This window comes from Chryseobacterium ginsenosidimutans (assembly GCF_039536845.1).
GTDB lineage: Bacteria > Bacteroidota > Bacteroidia > Flavobacteriales > Weeksellaceae > Chryseobacterium > Chryseobacterium ginsenosidimutans_B.
On sequence record NZ_BAAAZJ010000016.1, the window covers coordinates 24,385 to 40,314 of the forward strand.

17 protein-coding genes are annotated in these 15,930 nt (G+C 33.1%); 14 read left to right on the forward strand and 3 right to left on the reverse strand.

Features of this window, described 5'->3' with window-relative positions; genetic code table 11:
* Positions 1 to 64: 64 nt before the first annotated feature.
* Complete coding sequence (gene aroB / locus ABD745_RS19545; protein WP_344834130.1) at positions 65 to 1,111, reverse strand: 3-dehydroquinate synthase; 1,047 nt, start codon at positions 1,109 to 1,111, stop codon at positions 65 to 67.
* Between the two features lie 291 nt (positions 1,112 to 1,402).
* Here aroB and ABD745_RS19550 point away from each other — a divergent pair, with 291 nt between their 5' ends.
* On the forward strand, positions 1,403 to 2,365 hold the full coding sequence (locus ABD745_RS19550; RefSeq protein WP_344834940.1) for a pseudouridine synthase: 963 nt from the start codon (positions 1,403 to 1,405) through the stop codon (positions 2,363 to 2,365).
* A 179-nt stretch (positions 2,366 to 2,544) separates the two neighbouring features.
* Here ABD745_RS19550 and pncA read toward each other — a convergent pair whose 3' ends face one another.
* The gene (pncA, locus tag ABD745_RS19555; RefSeq protein WP_344834133.1) at positions 2,545 to 3,150 is read right to left on the reverse strand and encodes a bifunctional nicotinamidase/pyrazinamidase; all 606 of its coding nucleotides are present in this window, start codon (positions 3,148 to 3,150) and stop codon (positions 2,545 to 2,547) included.
* A gap of 398 nt (positions 3,151 to 3,548) precedes the next feature.
* Between pncA and ABD745_RS19560 the strand changes: the two genes are divergently transcribed.
* The 6 genes from ABD745_RS19560 to ABD745_RS19585 all read left to right on the forward strand — a co-directional run bounded on the left by ABD745_RS19560 (position 3,549) and on the right by ABD745_RS19585 (position 7,443).
* On the forward strand, positions 3,549 to 4,691 hold the full coding sequence (locus ABD745_RS19560; protein ID WP_344834136.1) for a DEAD/DEAH box helicase: 1,143 nt from the start codon (positions 3,549 to 3,551) through the stop codon (positions 4,689 to 4,691).
* A 216-nt stretch (positions 4,692 to 4,907) separates the two neighbouring features.
* On the forward strand, positions 4,908 to 5,531 hold the full coding sequence (locus ABD745_RS19565; protein WP_344834139.1) for a hypothetical protein: 624 nt from the start codon (positions 4,908 to 4,910) through the stop codon (positions 5,529 to 5,531).
* Positions 5,488 to 6,024, forward strand: coding sequence for a YfiT family bacillithiol transferase (locus tag ABD745_RS19570; RefSeq protein WP_344834142.1), 537 nt, complete (start codon positions 5,488 to 5,490; stop codon positions 6,022 to 6,024). The genes ABD745_RS19565 and ABD745_RS19570 overlap by 44 nt, the downstream gene beginning before the upstream one ends.
* The gene (locus ABD745_RS19575) at positions 6,018 to 6,479 is read left to right on the forward strand and encodes a DUF1569 domain-containing protein (protein ID WP_344834145.1); all 462 of its coding nucleotides are present in this window, start codon (positions 6,018 to 6,020) and stop codon (positions 6,477 to 6,479) included. Before ABD745_RS19570 ends, ABD745_RS19575 begins: the two co-directional genes overlap by 7 nt.
* Positions 6,476 to 6,850: a bacillithiol system redox-active protein YtxJ gene (ytxJ, locus tag ABD745_RS19580; RefSeq protein WP_344834147.1), complete on the forward strand. Its 375-nt coding sequence runs from the start codon at positions 6,476 to 6,478 to the stop codon at positions 6,848 to 6,850. Before ABD745_RS19575 ends, ytxJ begins: the two co-directional genes overlap by 4 nt.
* Positions 6,847 to 7,443 carry a Crp/Fnr family transcriptional regulator gene (locus ABD745_RS19585; protein ID WP_344834150.1) on the forward strand — a complete coding sequence of 199 codons (597 nt, stop codon included), beginning with the start codon at positions 6,847 to 6,849 and terminating at the stop codon, positions 7,441 to 7,443. The genes ytxJ and ABD745_RS19585 overlap by 4 nt, the downstream gene beginning before the upstream one ends.
* A 137-nt stretch (positions 7,444 to 7,580) precedes the next feature.
* Here the strand turns inward: ABD745_RS19585 and ABD745_RS19590 are convergent, their stop codons facing one another.
* Entirely contained in the window at positions 7,581 to 8,990 is a 1,410-nt protein-coding gene (locus ABD745_RS19590; RefSeq protein ID WP_344834153.1) for an aminotransferase-like domain-containing protein, read from the reverse strand.
* A 95-nt stretch (positions 8,991 to 9,085) separates the two neighbouring features.
* Here ABD745_RS19590 and ABD745_RS19595 point away from each other — a divergent pair, with 95 nt between their 5' ends.
* From ABD745_RS19595 to ABD745_RS19625, 7 genes are all read left to right on the forward strand, one after another.
* Positions 9,086 to 9,970: a DMT family transporter gene (locus ABD745_RS19595; protein ID WP_344834156.1), complete on the forward strand. Its 885-nt coding sequence runs from the start codon at positions 9,086 to 9,088 to the stop codon at positions 9,968 to 9,970.
* Between the two features lie 634 nt (positions 9,971 to 10,604).
* Positions 10,605 to 11,201, forward strand: a complete 597-nt coding sequence (locus ABD745_RS19600; protein WP_344834159.1) for a Crp/Fnr family transcriptional regulator — start codon at positions 10,605 to 10,607, stop codon at positions 11,199 to 11,201.
* 228 nt (positions 11,202 to 11,429) lie between these two features.
* Entirely contained in the window at positions 11,430 to 11,930 is a 501-nt protein-coding gene (locus tag ABD745_RS19605; protein ID WP_344834162.1) for a CinA family protein, read from the forward strand.
* A 30-nt stretch (positions 11,931 to 11,960) separates the two neighbouring features.
* Positions 11,961 to 12,713 carry an SDR family oxidoreductase gene (locus ABD745_RS19610; protein WP_344834165.1) on the forward strand — a complete coding sequence of 251 codons (753 nt, stop codon included), beginning with the start codon at positions 11,961 to 11,963 and terminating at the stop codon, positions 12,711 to 12,713.
* Positions 12,714 to 12,825: 112 nt separating this feature from the next.
* Positions 12,826 to 13,506: a response regulator gene (locus ABD745_RS19615; protein WP_047402021.1), complete on the forward strand. Its 681-nt coding sequence runs from the start codon at positions 12,826 to 12,828 to the stop codon at positions 13,504 to 13,506.
* Positions 13,507 to 13,540: 34 nt separating this feature from the next.
* Positions 13,541 to 14,815, forward strand: a complete 1,275-nt coding sequence (locus ABD745_RS19620; protein ID WP_344834169.1) for a sensor histidine kinase — start codon at positions 13,541 to 13,543, stop codon at positions 14,813 to 14,815.
* 143 nt (positions 14,816 to 14,958) lie between these two features.
* A complete protein-coding gene (locus ABD745_RS19625) occupies positions 14,959 to 15,744 on the forward strand; it encodes a phosphatase PAP2 family protein (RefSeq protein WP_344834172.1) in 786 nt (261 codons plus the stop codon).
* The last annotated feature ends 186 nt before the right edge of the window (positions 15,745 to 15,930 follow it).

Below are 15,930 nucleotides of genomic sequence, written 5' to 3' on the forward strand. Positions count from 1 at the left end.
TAATCTAAATTGACAATTTTGTTAAAGTACATAGAATTTATATCCTCATTTCATGAAAATAACCTTATGCATCGTTTAGTTTTCTGTAAAAATTCAAAGATTTGGTGATATTTTTAAGGTGGCATTGATGGTCAAACGTACAAGAACCAATTCCTGAAAGCAAAGAAAAATTGATTTTGCTGTCTACATTCTTTTTATCGTTTAATAACAAATCAAAAATATCTTCATCTTTAAAATCACTGATATCTAAATAAGGATAGTATTTTTGAATGTTTTCAATAATTAGTTTTGAGTCTTCCTCAGAAATTAAACCTTCCAAATAAGCAAGATGTGCTTCGGAAATCATTCCCATCGCAACCGCTTCACCATGAAGAATGGGATTCCCTTGGTTTAAGCATAAGCTTTCGATTGCATGCCCAATTGTATGTCCGAAATTCAATGTTTTTCTAATATTTTTCTCATGAAAATCCTGTTCTACAACAAGTTGTTTGATGTTCATAGAAGTTTGAATATGAGGAATTACACTTTCAATATCTAATTTATGAATCTGTATCAAGTTTTCCCAATGCGCTTTGTCTGCAATTAATCCGTGTTTCAGCATTTCTGCAAAACCACTTCTTAATTCTTTAAAAGGTAAGGTTTCTAAAAATTTAGGATAAGCAAAGATCTTTTCTGGGAAGCTGAAAGTTCCTACCATATTCTTATAATGCATCAGATCAATTCCTGTTTTTCCGCCGATTGAAGCGTCACACATTGAAAGAAGAGTGGTGGGAATATTAATAAATTCAATTCCTCTCTTATATGTAGAAGCTACAAAACCTCCCATATCTGTAATCACACCGCCACCAAGATTGATAACCAGTGCTTTTCGGTCTGCTCTCATTTCTGTCAGAATTTCCCAAAGCTGGTTTGCCGTCTGAATATTTTTCATCTCTTCACCAGCTTCCACTTCCAGAATTTCAAAACCAAGATCTGTTTCCATATTTCCTAAAAGAACAGGAAGGCAATATTCATGTGTATTTTCATCAACCAAAATAAAAATTTTGCTGAAAGATTTTTCGTGTAAAAAGGAGTTTAACTGTGAGAAATTATCGTCTACTATTGTTATCATTTTCGGTTTTCCTGTAATGTTAGAATTAAACTATATTGCAAAGTTATGATTCTTAATTTTTAACTCGTTACTAAATTAACTATCTTTGCACAAATATTTAGCATGAGCAGAGACAATAATTCAGGAAGACCAAAGAAACCAAGAAGTTCAACAAGAAATAATTCTGATGATTCTCGTGCTTCAAGATCAGGAAATTCTTCTGGTTCAAAACCTTTTAAAAAACCATTTCCAAAAGCTGGAGAGAGAAATTCTGATTCCAGGAGAAGCGGTGACACCAGTTACCAGGCTCGTATGGATAAGAAATATGGGAAAAATGATCAAGAACCATTTATTACCAGTACAGGCGAAGAAAAAAAACCTTTCAGTAAATCAGCTCCGAAAAGAGGGGGAAGTAGACCTAGTAGCTTTGATACCAGAGATAAGTATGAAAGAGGGAGCTTAAAATACGGAAGAAGACCGGGAAGTGGAGATGACAGAAATCAGGACGGTGCAAAATCTTTTGTGCAAAAAAGAAGACTGAATAAAATAGAAAAAGATATTCATAAAGATACTATACGTCTTAATAAATACATCGCCAATTCAGGAATCTGCAGCAGAAGAGAAGCAGATGAATTGATCACTCAAGGTTTAGTAGAAGTAAATGGAAAAGTAGTTACTGAAATGGGGTACCAGGTTCAGAAAGTCGATAAAGTAGTTTTCGACGGACAAAATATCACTCCGGAAAAACCCGTGTATGTACTTCTTAATAAGCCAAAAGGTTATATTTCTACGACGAAAGACGACAAAGCAAGAAAAACAGTAATGGATTTGGTGGCAAATGCTTCTCCTTACCGTGTTTTCCCTGTCGGAAGACTGGATCGTTCTACAACGGGAGTTATTCTTCTAACGAACGACGGACACATGACGAAAAAACTGACGCACCCATCTTTTGATGCCAAGAAAATCTATCATGTGACTTTGGATAAAAAATTAAGTCATGAAGATATGAAACTGATCGTTGAAGGAATCCGTTTGGATGAAGGTGTAGCTGTTGTAGATCAAATTTCATATATTGAAGGAAAACCTAAAAATGAAGTCGGAATTGAAATCCATATCGGTTGGAATCGTGTTATCAGAAGAATTTTCCAGAGATTAGGATATGAAGTGGAGGCTCTTGACAGAGTAATGTTTGCAGGATTAACGAAGAAAAATATCAAGAGAGGACACTGGAGAATCCTTACTGAACTTGAAGTAAACAATCTTAAAATGCTTTAATTCAAAAGTATATTTTAAGTTAAAAAATAAAAAGACGTTGAAAATTCAACGTCTTTTTTGTTGTTTGTAAGGCTTCGAGAGCCTCAGCCTGACAGAAGAGTTGAAAAGTTACGAAAATAGTATTCGCGTTGTCAGGCTGAGGCTCTCGAAGCCTTTATTCAGTTTAAATTTATATAAAACTATCCTAAAACCGTCACTCCTTTTTGAATCATTTCGTAGATCGCGTCTCTTCCATTATCAGGTTTTACGTTTACAGCACGGGTTCCGTTAAAGTGAAGGCAAGTAACATAACCATTTGCAACAGCATCTGTACATGTGAATTTTACACAATAGTCCATAGCTAAACCTACAATTTCCAACAATTGAATATCATGGTATTTCAAGAAATCATCCAAACCTGTTTTCATAAAATGGTTGTTGTCCTGAAAACCGCTGTACGCATCAATTTCAGTATTTTTTCCTTTTTGGATGACGTGAGTTACTTTATCTCTGTTGAGATCTTTATGAAATTCTGCTCCGAAAGTTCCCTGGATACAGTGATCAGGCCACATAAACTGCGGAACACCATTTAAAATAATACTTTCACCAACCTTTCTGCCATTATTGCTGGCAAAACTTTTATGATTTGCAGGATGCCAATCCTGAGTTAAAACAATTTGATCATACTCGTTTTCTTCCATCAGAGCATTGATATACGGAATCACTTCATTTGCCCCCGGAACTGCCAATGCACCGCCTTCACAAAAGTCATTCTGAACATCTACGATTATTAACGCTTTTTTCATATTTAAAATTCTCGAATTATTGATAAATTTACGAAAACTACTATTCAAAAAATTGTCCAATCTGGAAATATCGGACAAATCGGCATTTAGAACAATAATTTTTGACTAAGATTTATACATTTAATCAGACCAGTTTTTAATCGCAAAGGTGCAAATTAGAATTAGCAAATATATTTTTAAGGTGCAAGGGTTTTATCTGCGATAAAATTATACAGTTTCAAACTAGAATTTTGCTAAAAATCTTTGATTTTCCTGCGCCTTAAAAACATCATCAAAATTAAAAATCTTTGCGACTTTGCGGTTTTCCAACAAAATAGGATCTTCACTTTTTTACTAGCATTCAGTTTCGATACATAAACCAAATTTCAATAGCTTATCTTTGCAGGAAATAAGTTTTTATGTCATTTGAATCGTTAGGATTATCACACAATATTATTCGTTCCGTCAATAAATTAGGTTATCTGAAGCCATTCCCGATTCAGGAGCAGGCTGTCCCTGTTATTTTGCAGGGAAAAGATTTAATGGGAATTGCACAGACAGGTTCCGGAAAAACAGCTTGTTTTGTGATGCCTATTTTAGAAAAGTTACAAAATGCAGAGGTTAAAAAAGATCGTAATGTTCAGGTTTTAATATTGGTTCCTACGCGTGAATTGGCGATTCAGATTGATGAAGTATTCAGGGCTTTTACAGAAAATTTGAAACGTGAGATCCGTACAATGGCTGTTTATGGTGGTGTTTCCATCAATCCGCAGATGAAAGGAATGTTTGGTGTGGAAGTTCTTATTGCAACTCCAGGGCGGTTATTGGATTTGATTGATCATAATGCATTGAGTATTTCGGGAATTCAGCATTTGGTGATTGATGAAGCGGATAAAATGTTTCAGTTAGGTTTTGGGGAAGAAATGAATAAACTTTTCGCTTTGATGCCTGTTGCAAAGCAAACGACTTTGTTTTCAGCGACTTTAAATGATAAGGTTTCTGAAATGAAAGAACGTTTATCCATCAATCCTGTAATGATTGAAATCAAAAAAGAGGAAGTTGAAATAGATAATATCGAGCAATTGGCTTATCACGTTTCTCCGGAAAATAAAGGTCCTTTTTTACGTTATTTAATCAAAGAAAAGAAGGTTGAAAAAGCATTAATCTTTGTTTCATCCACAAGATCTGCAGATAATTTGGTTGAAAAACTTAAAAAAAATAAAATTAAAGCCGTAGCTATTCACAGTCAGAAATCGCAGGGTGCACGTAGAAATAATTTAGAAGAATTTAAAGTAAACGGCGCTCAGATTTTGGTTGCGACAGATTTGATTGGTCGTGGTATTCACATCGAATCTTTGCCTTGTGTCATCAATTACGAACTGCCACGTTCGCCTTTAGATTATATTCACCGCATCGGTAGAACAGGTCGTGCAAATGAAAAAGGCACTGCGATCAGTATTCTGACGGATGACGAATTGCAGCATTTCAGAGTGATTCAAAAGAAAATGGGGAAGAAGGTGACGCTACAAAGAACGGGCGATATTGATTTACACGGTTATTAGTGAAAGAATTTAAATAATAAAGACTTCGATTTATAAAATTGAGGTCTTTTTTAATTATAAGAATCAATGATTTAGGTAATAAAAAATCAATAAATGAATCAAGTTTAGCATTTATTAATGCTCTTTTCATTTTATATTCTCAAATATTTAATAAATTTACAAAAACTAATATTCGAAAAATTGTCCAAACTTTATTATCGGACAAATCAGCATTTTATGAAAGAATTTACCATTGTTCGTGGATTATTTGATACAAGAAAGCGATCATTGATCATCGATGAGAATTTTATAAAATTTGAAAATAAAGATCGTATTAATGATCTTTTTACTATTCTTAATAAAAAAGATATTGCCGGACTTCGCTACGGAATTCACTTTATCAAAGGTTATAGATTCTATATAGGAAGAGAGTATCAGATTTTTATCCGAACTCAATCAAATAAGGAATTAAAAATATATTTCAAACTTTTTTACAGAAGAAAATTAAACGAAAAACATCAGCTGTATTGTGATATTATTGATGAATTATGGGATAAATTTGTAGATGATATAGTTGATGATTACTATCAAAAATTTAAAAATAAGGAAAAAGTCAGCATTGCAGATATTGAAATTTTAGAGGATAGAATTAAATTTGATAAAAAAGAAATTCTGTTTGAAGATTTAGAATTTAAAAAATACCGTCATCATTTTATGATCTTCTCGAAAGAGGACAATTATAAAAACAAAATGTTATATTACTTAAAAGATAAAGATGCTGTAATTTTACTGAGCGTTTTAAACAACATAATTAAAAATGAACAACTTAGAACAAAAAAAGTTTCCGATAGGACAGTTTGAACAGCCTGAAAATATCTGCGACATCAAACTAGACGAATATATAAAAGTTATCAAAGATTTTCCTGGAAGGCTGAAAAACCTGATCGAAGATTTCAACGATGACCAACTTGATACCCAATACAGAGAAGGCGGCTGGACAGTGAGACAGGTTGTCAATCATCTTGCAGACAGTCATATCAATAGTTTTATGCGTTTCAAATTGGCTCTTACAGAAGATAATCCGACCATAAAACCTTATGATGAGGCAAAATGGGCAGAACTTCAGGACAGCTTAAATATGCCCGTAAAACCGGCAATGAGAATGCTTAAAGGAACGCATCAAAGATGGACAGCTTTATTAAAAAGTATGACCAATAAACACTTTGAAAGAACTTTCCACCATCCTGAACAGAATAAAGATTATGATCTGAGACATTGCCTTGCTCATTACGCTTGGCATTGCAATCACCATTTTGCTCACATCGAAAATCTGAAGAAAGAAAAAGGTTGGTAAAGAAAAGTCTCCATAATCCAATTTATTTTGAGGAAATCATAAAAAGAATTTCCGATTTGACTGAAAATTCCCAGGCAAAATGGGGGAAAATGGATGTTGCTCAGATGTTGAGACATTGTAATTCCGTTCTTCAGGTTCCGTTGAAAAAAATTGAACTTCCTAATATTAATCGCATTTTTGGAGCTATTGGAATTCTTACCAAATTGGAAATGCAGATTTTTAATAACGGAATTCCCCGAAATATGCCAACTTTTCAAAAACTTATCATTAATTTTGAGTGTGATTTTGATGAAGAAAAAGAAAAACTTCTGAGAACGCTTGATGAATATATAATTAACTCCAAAAAAGATAATTTGCCTGATCGTCATGTGCTTTTCGGAAAAATGAAAAAAAAGGACTGGGGATTTCTGGAGTATAAACATCTTAATCATCACCTAAAACAGTTTAACGTATGAGTTTTTTTGATAAAATATTCGGAGGAAAAGAAGAAACGAAAGAACAGAAATCATTTTGGAAGAAAATAGAATCCGAAGAAGATTTACAAAAAGCTATTGACCACTCATTTCAAAACAGAATAGCAATATTCAAGCATTCAACGAGTTGCTTTATCAGCAAAACGGTATTGAGAAATTTTGAAAAAGAAAGCTTAGATCAAAAAGTAGGGTTATATTACTTAGATTTGTTGGCACACAGATCTATCTCAAATAAAATTGCAAATGATCTTGGAGTAACACACCAAAGTCCGCAATTAATTGTAATAGAAAACGGAAAAGCAATTAACAATGCTTCGCACCAGGATATATCGGCAGACCAAATTACAGGATGAAAAATATTAATAATTATTTAGCGAAAGTTTTAGATGTTCCTTTGGAAAAGGTCAACATGTGCAGTCTGCATTATGAAGTGAAGAAAGTTCAGAAGAACCAGTTTCTTTTACAGTATGGTGAAGTCTGCAGATACATTTATTTTGTCGAAAAAGGACTTTTAAAAATGTATTCTATTGATAAAAACGGAAAGGAACACATCATTCAGTTTGCCCCTGAAAGTTGGCTGACCTCCGACCGAAGCAGTCTTTATTTCAACGAAAAATCAGTTTATTATATTGAAGCCGTTGAAGATTCTGAAGTACTTTTGCTGCATCCTGATTTCATCAATAAACTAATCGGAGAGTTCCCGAACAGCCTCGAAAAAAGCGATATTTTACTTCAAAAACATATTAAAAGTCTTCAGGACAGAATTAATTCTTTACTAGGCGAAACAGCGGAAGAAAGATACATGAAATTCATCAAAATGTATCCGGATTTATTATTAAGGGTTCCTCAATGGATGATCGCTTCTTACCTGGGAATCACTCCTGAAAGTTTGAGCCGTGTAAGAAAAGAACTGGCCAGGAAAAACTTCGTTCCTGATAGTAAATAATCAAGTTATAATATCAAAATATCTTTTGTCATTCCGTAGGAATCTAAACTATTTACGTTTAAAATTCTTTGCATAAATTCCTACGGAATGATAAACTCAATATTAAGATTTAATTTTAAAGTTTATAATTAAATCTCTTAAATTCTTTTCGCCAGATTCCCAACCCGTCTCAATTTCAATTGTGTTTCTTCGGTCCATGGCAAACCGATGCAAAGTCTCATACAGTTTTCAAACTGATTTTGTAAAGTAAACATTCTTCCCGGAGCTATGCTTATATTTTCTTTAATAGCAAGATCATACAATTCTGTTGTTTTAATATTTTTATTAAATTCTACCCAAAGTGATAATCCGCCTTGTGGACGGCTTGTTTTTGTGCCTTCAGGAAAAGATTCTGCGATAGTCTGAACATAATTTTGGTAATTATTCTGCAGAGATTTTCTCATTTGCTGAAGATGTTTTTCATAGCCGTTTTTCATGAAATTGGCAACTGCTTCATTCACAATCGAAATCGATGAAGTAGAGTGAAGGAGCTTTAATTTTAAAATTTTATCCTTGTATTTTCCGGGAGCAATCCAGCCGACACGATAACCGGGAGCCAATGTTTTTGAAATGGAACTGCAATACAAAACATTTCCTTCTTTATCAAATGATTTGCAGCATTTTGGGCGTGTTGAACCAAAATAGAGATCTCCATAAACATCATCTTCAATCAAAGGAATATTATTTTCTGATAAAAGTTTTACGACCTCTTTTTTATTTTCATCGGACATCACACTTCCCAAAGGTGCATTGTAATTAGGAATCAAAAGACACAGATCGATCTTGGGAATTACTTTTTTTAAAGCTTCAATTTCAATTCCTGTTGTCGGGTGGGTAGGAAGTTCCAGAACTTTTAAGCCTAAACCATTTGCCAACTGTAAAATTCCCGGATAACACGGACTTTCAATGGCAATAGTATCACCGGGTTTTCCCAAAGCCATTAAGCAAAACGATAAGGCATTCATTCCGCCGTTTGTGGTAACCAGATCATTTTCATGAAAATTTCCGCCCCATTGCAGAGATCTCATCGCGATCATTCTTCGCAGTTTCATATTTCCCTGGATTTCTTCGTATTCTGTTCCGCCTTCTTTTAAAGTTCGGATCGCGTTGATGATTTCTTTTTTAAGTTTTGCTTGTGGTAAAAGATCTCCCGACGGAATTCCGATGGAAAATATCGTCATATCTTTTTTGCCGATATTTTCATACACTTTATTAATCAGTTCATCGGGTTCGTCATTATTAGCTATTAAAGAAGGTTTACTTACATCGGGTAAAGGCAGTTTTATAGAAAGAAAATTACTCACAAAATAACCTGATTGTGGTTTTGAATCTACCAAAGACTGCGATTCCAGTTCAAGGAAAACACGTTTTGCAGTGTTCATGCTGATTTGATGATCCTGACATAATTTCCTTACAGAAGGTAATTTATCACCGACTTTTAATATACCTTTTCGGATCTGTGATGCAATTCCGTTGGCTATTTCCGTATATAAGTATTCTTTGTTCATTTCTAAAACTGTGCTCATACAAATATACAAAACTGAGACTGTGTTTATTTATTTAACCTTAATAATTTTGAAACATTCAATAAGACTTCAATAGAATGACAACAACTACAATATCAAAAGATCAGGCTTTACAGGGATGGATTAACGGTTTCATCGGAGTTTTACTTTTCAGCGGAGGAATGCCTGCAACAAAATTGGCTGTAATGGAAATGAGTCCGATTTTCGTAACGATTGCAAGAGCGGGGATTGCCGGAGTTTTGGCACTTTCTGTTTTGCTTATTTTTAAGGAAAAACGACCTGCAAAAGTTCAGGTATTTCCTCTAATTTTAGTTTCGTTGGGTTGCGTAATAGGATTTCCTTTGCTTTCTGCAATGGCTTTACAATATTTAACTTCAGCACATTCGATTGTATTTTTGGGAATGTTACCGCTAATGACCGCTTTATTCGGAGTTTTTCGAGGAGGAGAAAGACCACACCCGATATTCTGGTTCTTTTCTATTCTTGGAAGTTTATTAGTGATTGGGTATGCCTTTTTACAAGGAATTTCTGCATCTCCAATTGGCGATATTTTAATGCTATTAGCTGTCATTCTTTGTGGAATGGGCTATGCAGAAGGCGCAAAACTATCAAAGACCTTGGGAGGATGGCAAGTGATTTCCTGGGCATTAGTTTTGGCTTTACCGTTAATGCTTCCTTTATTTTTTATTTATTTCCCCGAAAATATTGAAACAGTGAGCTTTCAGGGTTGGTTTGGATTAGGTTATATTTCTTTATTCAGTATGTTTATCGGCTTTATATTCTGGTATAAAGGTTTAGCGCAGGGCGGAATAACAACGGTCGGACAATTACAGCTTTTACAACCCTTTTTCGGATTGGCTTTAGCTGCATATTTTCTTCATGAACAAGTAAGTCTTGGAATGGTAGGCGTAACAATAGGAGTAATTCTTTGTGTCGCAGGCACGAAAAAATTTGCTAAATAAAACACATCAAAATAAAAATATGATTGAGATCATAATTTGTTAACATGATGTTTTTCTAGCTTTGATAATCACCACTTAAATATATTATTATGAACTGCAAGTAATGCTTAGATTTCTCAGATTTTTGTCCTGAGTTTCAAATATAAGTTTACTTAAAATCAAGCGATCTCATTTTTTCGTTAGATTAAATCACAAAATAATTAAATGCCATTAGATAAATAAACCTCATTTACAATTAAACGGGGTTTATTTATTTTCTATATCGAATTAATACTATTGTTGAAATTTCAATTTTACATTACTTTATTTTTAAAATTCACATTAATAATTTTAAAATATTTAAAATTTAATAAAATAAATGTATTTAATTATTAAAACAGAAACACAAGGCTTAATATTTGCATTCAACTAACTAAGACCATACTTTATTCCTACTAAAATGCTCAGACTTTAATAGGAATATTAAAAATAACAACCTAATAAATAACAAATTTTACAGTCAATAGAATTAATATCAAGAATTATAAATTTAAAGATGGTAAAATTTTGTATTATTTTTTCTAATATAAGATTTATGGTCTTTTTTTTGTAAGGAATTCTAAAAAAAACTTAGGATATGAAAACTATAAGCTGTATGAACATCGACTCTGAAATTCTATATTCTTTCGGCGGAGAAGACAAGAATTACAAAACAGGAGATATTATTTACAGAGAGGGAGACAATGCACTTTATTATTATCAGATTGTAACGGGAAAAGTAAAGCAAAATAATTACAATGAAGAAGGAAAAGAATTCATTCATAATATTTTAGGAGAAAAGCAAAGTTTTGGTGAACCAATGCTTTTTTTGGAGAAATTTTATGTAATGAATGCAGTCTGTTTATCTGCAGTAGAAATTATCAGGCTTCCTAAAAACAATTTCATAGAACTTTTGGACAAAAACCCGAAGCTTTCTATGGAGATGAATGCATGTCTATCGCAAAGGCTTTATTTCAAGGCAATTATGTTGCAAAGTATGTCTTCACAGAATCCTGTTTTACGATTAAAAGGTTTGTTGGATTACCTGAAAAGCTATCATGACGGAGACTGTGAACATTGTTTTCATGTAGAATTTACCCGACAGCAGATCGCAAATCTTACAGGATTACGTGTTGAAACCGTGATCAGAACCTTAAAAAAGATGGAAAAACAGGGAAATCTTAAAATAGATAACCGAAAAATTCTATACTAGTATTTACATGACTCAAGTCATAAGAAATACAGTTGTTTTAAATGTAAATTTAATAATTATCATTTCAGAATTTTTATTAAGGCATCTAATAAAGCTAAAATAATAAGAATACCAAATTACTCTTGATGTAAATCGGAGTAATTATTAGTAAAATAAAGTCAGGTAGAATTTTCTATGTGGCTTTTTCAAAGTAAAATACTTAATCACATCACTTAAAATATTAAAATTATGGAATTTCAAAAGAACCTTTTAGAATACATCAGTCAGTCTCTGATGACGACAGGTGAAACTATTTCGGTCGTAGAAAGTGTAACTTCAGGCTGCTTACAATTAGCTTTTTCACAAATGCCGAATGCTTCTCTGTTTTATAAAGGCGGAATGACGGCTTATACTTTACCCGAAAAAGTAAGATTATTAAATATAGACAAAGCAGAAGCAGAAGACTGCGACTGTGTTTCAGAAAATATTGCCGAAACAATGGCTTTAAATGTTGCCAAACTTTTTGAAACCGACTGGGCAATCGCTACAACCGGTTATTGCACGCCAACTCGTAATTCATCCTATAAAATTTTTGCATTTTTCTCTTTTGTTTATAAAGGTGAAATTATTTTAACAAAAAAATTAGAACTGCATCCTAAAACTCAAGCTCTGAATGCCCAATTATATTACACAGAATTTATTTTAGGTTGCTTTAAAAGTGAAATCAATCAAACATTAATTTTAAAATAAATAAGCTGAATATCAAAAATAATTTTAATTATGGGTGAATTAAAGTTAAAAAACAAATCCGTACTCATCACCGGAGCCGACAGTGGAATTGGTAAGGCTGTTGCTTTGCTTTTTGCAAAAGAAGGAGCAAATATTGCGATTATTTATCATTCAAATACCGAGGACGCAGAAAAAACAAAATCGGAAGTTGAAAATTTGGGAAGAAGATCTTTTATTTTCAAAGGTGATATTAATGATTATGAATTTTGTGAAAAAACAGTCCAGAAAGTCGTTTCAGAATTTAATGGGATTGATATTTTAATCAACAACGCCGGAGTTCAGTTTCCGTCTGAAAATATTGAAGACCTTAAAGAAGAAAACATCAGAAAAACCTTCGATTCAAATATTATAGGAATGATTTTGTTGACGAAAGTTGTTTTCCCTTATTTAAAAGAGGGAAATTCTGTGATTAATACTACATCGGCAGCGGCTTATCAGGGACATCCTGAATTGCTGGATTATTCTGCAACAAAAGGTGCAATTGTTTCCTTTACGCGTTCTTTAGCTTTACAGGCAAAACCGAAAGGAATCCGCATCAATGCCGTTGCTCCAGGACCTGTGGCAACACCTTTAACAGAAAAAACTTTCGGAGAAGAGGAAGAAGATATAAACAAACCACCTTTCGAAAGAAATGCTTCCCCGGAAGAAATAGCGACAAGTTTCCTATTTCTGGCAAGTGATGATGCCACTCAGATCACAGGACAGATTCTCCATCCAAACGGCGGATTGATCGTTAATGGATAAAATAAATAAGTCTTAGTTTTAATATAGCTAGTCAAACCCATATATTTTGTATGGGTTATTTTGTTTATATTTAATTCAGAATTTCTTCGAAATTGGTTTATAATTTTGCAAAATGAAAATCCTGATCATAGAAGACGAGCTGGAACTGGCGAAAAGTATTGCAGAATATCTTTCAGAAGAAAAATATTTGTGCGAATTTGCATTCACCTTTGCCGAAGCAATGGACAAAATTGAGACATTTCAATATGACTGTATCGTTTTGGACATCATGCTTCCCGACGGAAACGGACTTAAAATTTTGGAAGAATTAAAGAAACAGGATAAAGAGGACGGAGTAATTATCGTTTCAGCAAAAAATGCGTTGGATGATAGAATTTATGGCTTACAGATGGGAGCGGATGATTATCTTACAAAACCTTTTCATCTTTCAGAATTAATGGCGAGAATTTATTCCATTATACGCAGAAAACAGTTTAATAATTCAAATACCATCAAACAAAATGAATTACAGATTGATCTTTTGGCAAAAACGGTTTCTATCAACGATCAACCCATTAATTTGACAAAAAAAGAATTCGGCCTTTTAATTTATTTTATCGGAAACAAAAATAAAGTAATTTCAAAAAGCACTTTAGCTGAACACCTCTCAGGAGATTTTGCAGATATGCTGGATAGCCATGATTTTGTATATGCTCATGTGAAAAATTTAAAGAAAAAACTGTATGATGCGGGTTGTGAACATTATCTGAAAACTGTTTACGGAACGGGATATAAGTGGGATATTAATAATTAAACATTAACACCAACAATTAAACTTGAAGCCATTATTGAACAAGACCACAAAACCCTTTCTCATCTATGTCCTGATTATTCTGGTCATAAGTATTCCTGTTTATTATTGGGTTATCGATACGATCTGGCAAAGTGAATTGGATGAACACAATAAGACAATTGCAGAGAAAACGGCTTACGAATTCAACCATCTGAAACTTTCGGATCAGGAGTTGACTAAAAGTATTGAACTCTGGAATCATATTCAGCCGGAAACCAATATTGAAGGAATTCTGGTAAATAATTTAAAAAGAGATGTATACACAACCATAGAGAAACCCGAAACATTTTCTGATAACCCGGAAATCGAACGTTACAGATGCCTGAAAACTGTGGTTCAGATTAATAATAAACCATTTCTTTTTACAATCCAGACCAATATTGAAGAATCCCATGAAACCATTGCTGTTATTGCTGTTACAACGGTTTTCTTTTTTATAATAATTGTTTTGGGACTTTTATATTTAAACAGAAAACTTTCTGCAACAATCTGGAAACCTTTCCGAAATACTTTGGAAAAATTAAAAAACTTCAATCTTAATCATCAAAACAATATTGAGTTTGAAATAACAGATACTACAGAATTTGAGGAGCTTCATTTGTCTTTAAATAAACTGATAGAAAAGAATATTTCAGTCTATCAAACTCAAAAAGAATTCACGGAAAATGCTTCTCATGAATTACAGACGCCGTTAGCAATTATTAAACACAAACTGGATCTTCTGCTGCAAAATAAAGATATTACGGAAAAACAATATCAAATTGTTGAAGACATCAATAAAGCCCTAACCAGAAGTTCAAGAATTAATAAAAATCTATTATTGCTCGCAAAAATTGATAACAGTCAGTTTGATAATACTGAAAAAATCCAGCTTGATATTTTGGTAAGACAGAGTGTTGAATTGCTGGAAGAGCATTTTCTGCAGAAAAATATTTCCGTAAAATCCTATATTCTTCCTGAAGTTTATGTAAATGGAAATTCAGGCTTAACGGAAGTTCTAATTAATAATTTATTGATTAATGCGATTCGCCACACTTCAAAAGATGCTTCGATTTCTATAGAACTTACGGAAACATCATTTAAAGTTTCAAATTCAGGAACAAGCAAACTTGACAAAGATCTTTTATTTAAAAGGTTTTCAAGAGGTTCTGCTGATAATAATGGAAGTGGTTTAGGATTAGCAATTATCAAAGAAATCTGCAAATTCCAGAATTGGACCATTGATTATACATTCGAAAACAATAATCATATTTTTATTATAAATCTATAATTTATTTTAAAAATATGATTATTGATTTCAAAGATAAAACAATACTAATTTTAACCTTTTTTAAGAGGCTTTCTTCGAAATTTATTCGAAATTGAATGGCAATTTTGTATTAATAATTAATCTTAAAGATACAGAATTAGCTCATGAAAGGTTTACTATCAAGCTTATTATTAATTGTTCTAAGCTTCCAAAGAATTCACGCACAAGACAGTTTACAGGTTGAAAAAATTAATGATTCAGCTGCTGTTTCAAAAAATATTTCACTGGATAAAACGCATCAGTTCAGCTATAAAAAATTGATTGTTCCGACTGTTTTGATCTCTTATGGAGTTGCAAGTCTGGGCATCGACGGACTAAAAAGGCTGAATTCATCTACACAATACGAAATCAGCGAACATAAACCGGATCATATTAAACTCGACAGTTATTCCCAATTTGCGCCTGCAGCGTTAGTTTATGGTCTGAATGCCTTCGGAGTGCAAGGAAAACATAATTTAAGAGACAGAAGTATTATCTATGGAACTTCTTTATTGATTACAACAGCGATCACCGTTCCTCTGAAACACGCTGTAAAAGAGGAAAGACCTGATTTATCAAATAAGCTGTCTTTTCCTTCCGGGCATACGGCGATAGCTTTTGCTTCCGCTCAGTTTATGTTTCGGGAATACAAAGATTCTAATTTTTTACTGGCTGTTTCAGGATATTCTCTTGCAGTTTTCACAGGAGTTTACAGAATGCTGAACAATAAACATTGGTTCGGAGATGTTGTTGGAGGGGCTGGGTTTGGAATTTTGTCAACGGAATTAGCGTATTGGCTATATCCGAAAATTACTACTCTTTTGGGCGGAAAAAAAGAAAATTCCTCATCGATGATTATGCCATATTATCAGAAAGGAAATGCAGGAATTGGTTTTGTAAAGAATTTCTAAATTCAATCATGACTTCAAATCTAGGTTCCAGAAGTTTTTTTGGAAAAAAGGAAAACATGCGAGAGCACATACGGAGCTTCTTCGATTCCTGTGAATTCCATTCCTCTGTGGAAATTCAGACTATCTTTGAAATTGAGTAGTTTTTTTATATTTTTAATTTTGTAATCGAAAAAGCAGTGAAATTTT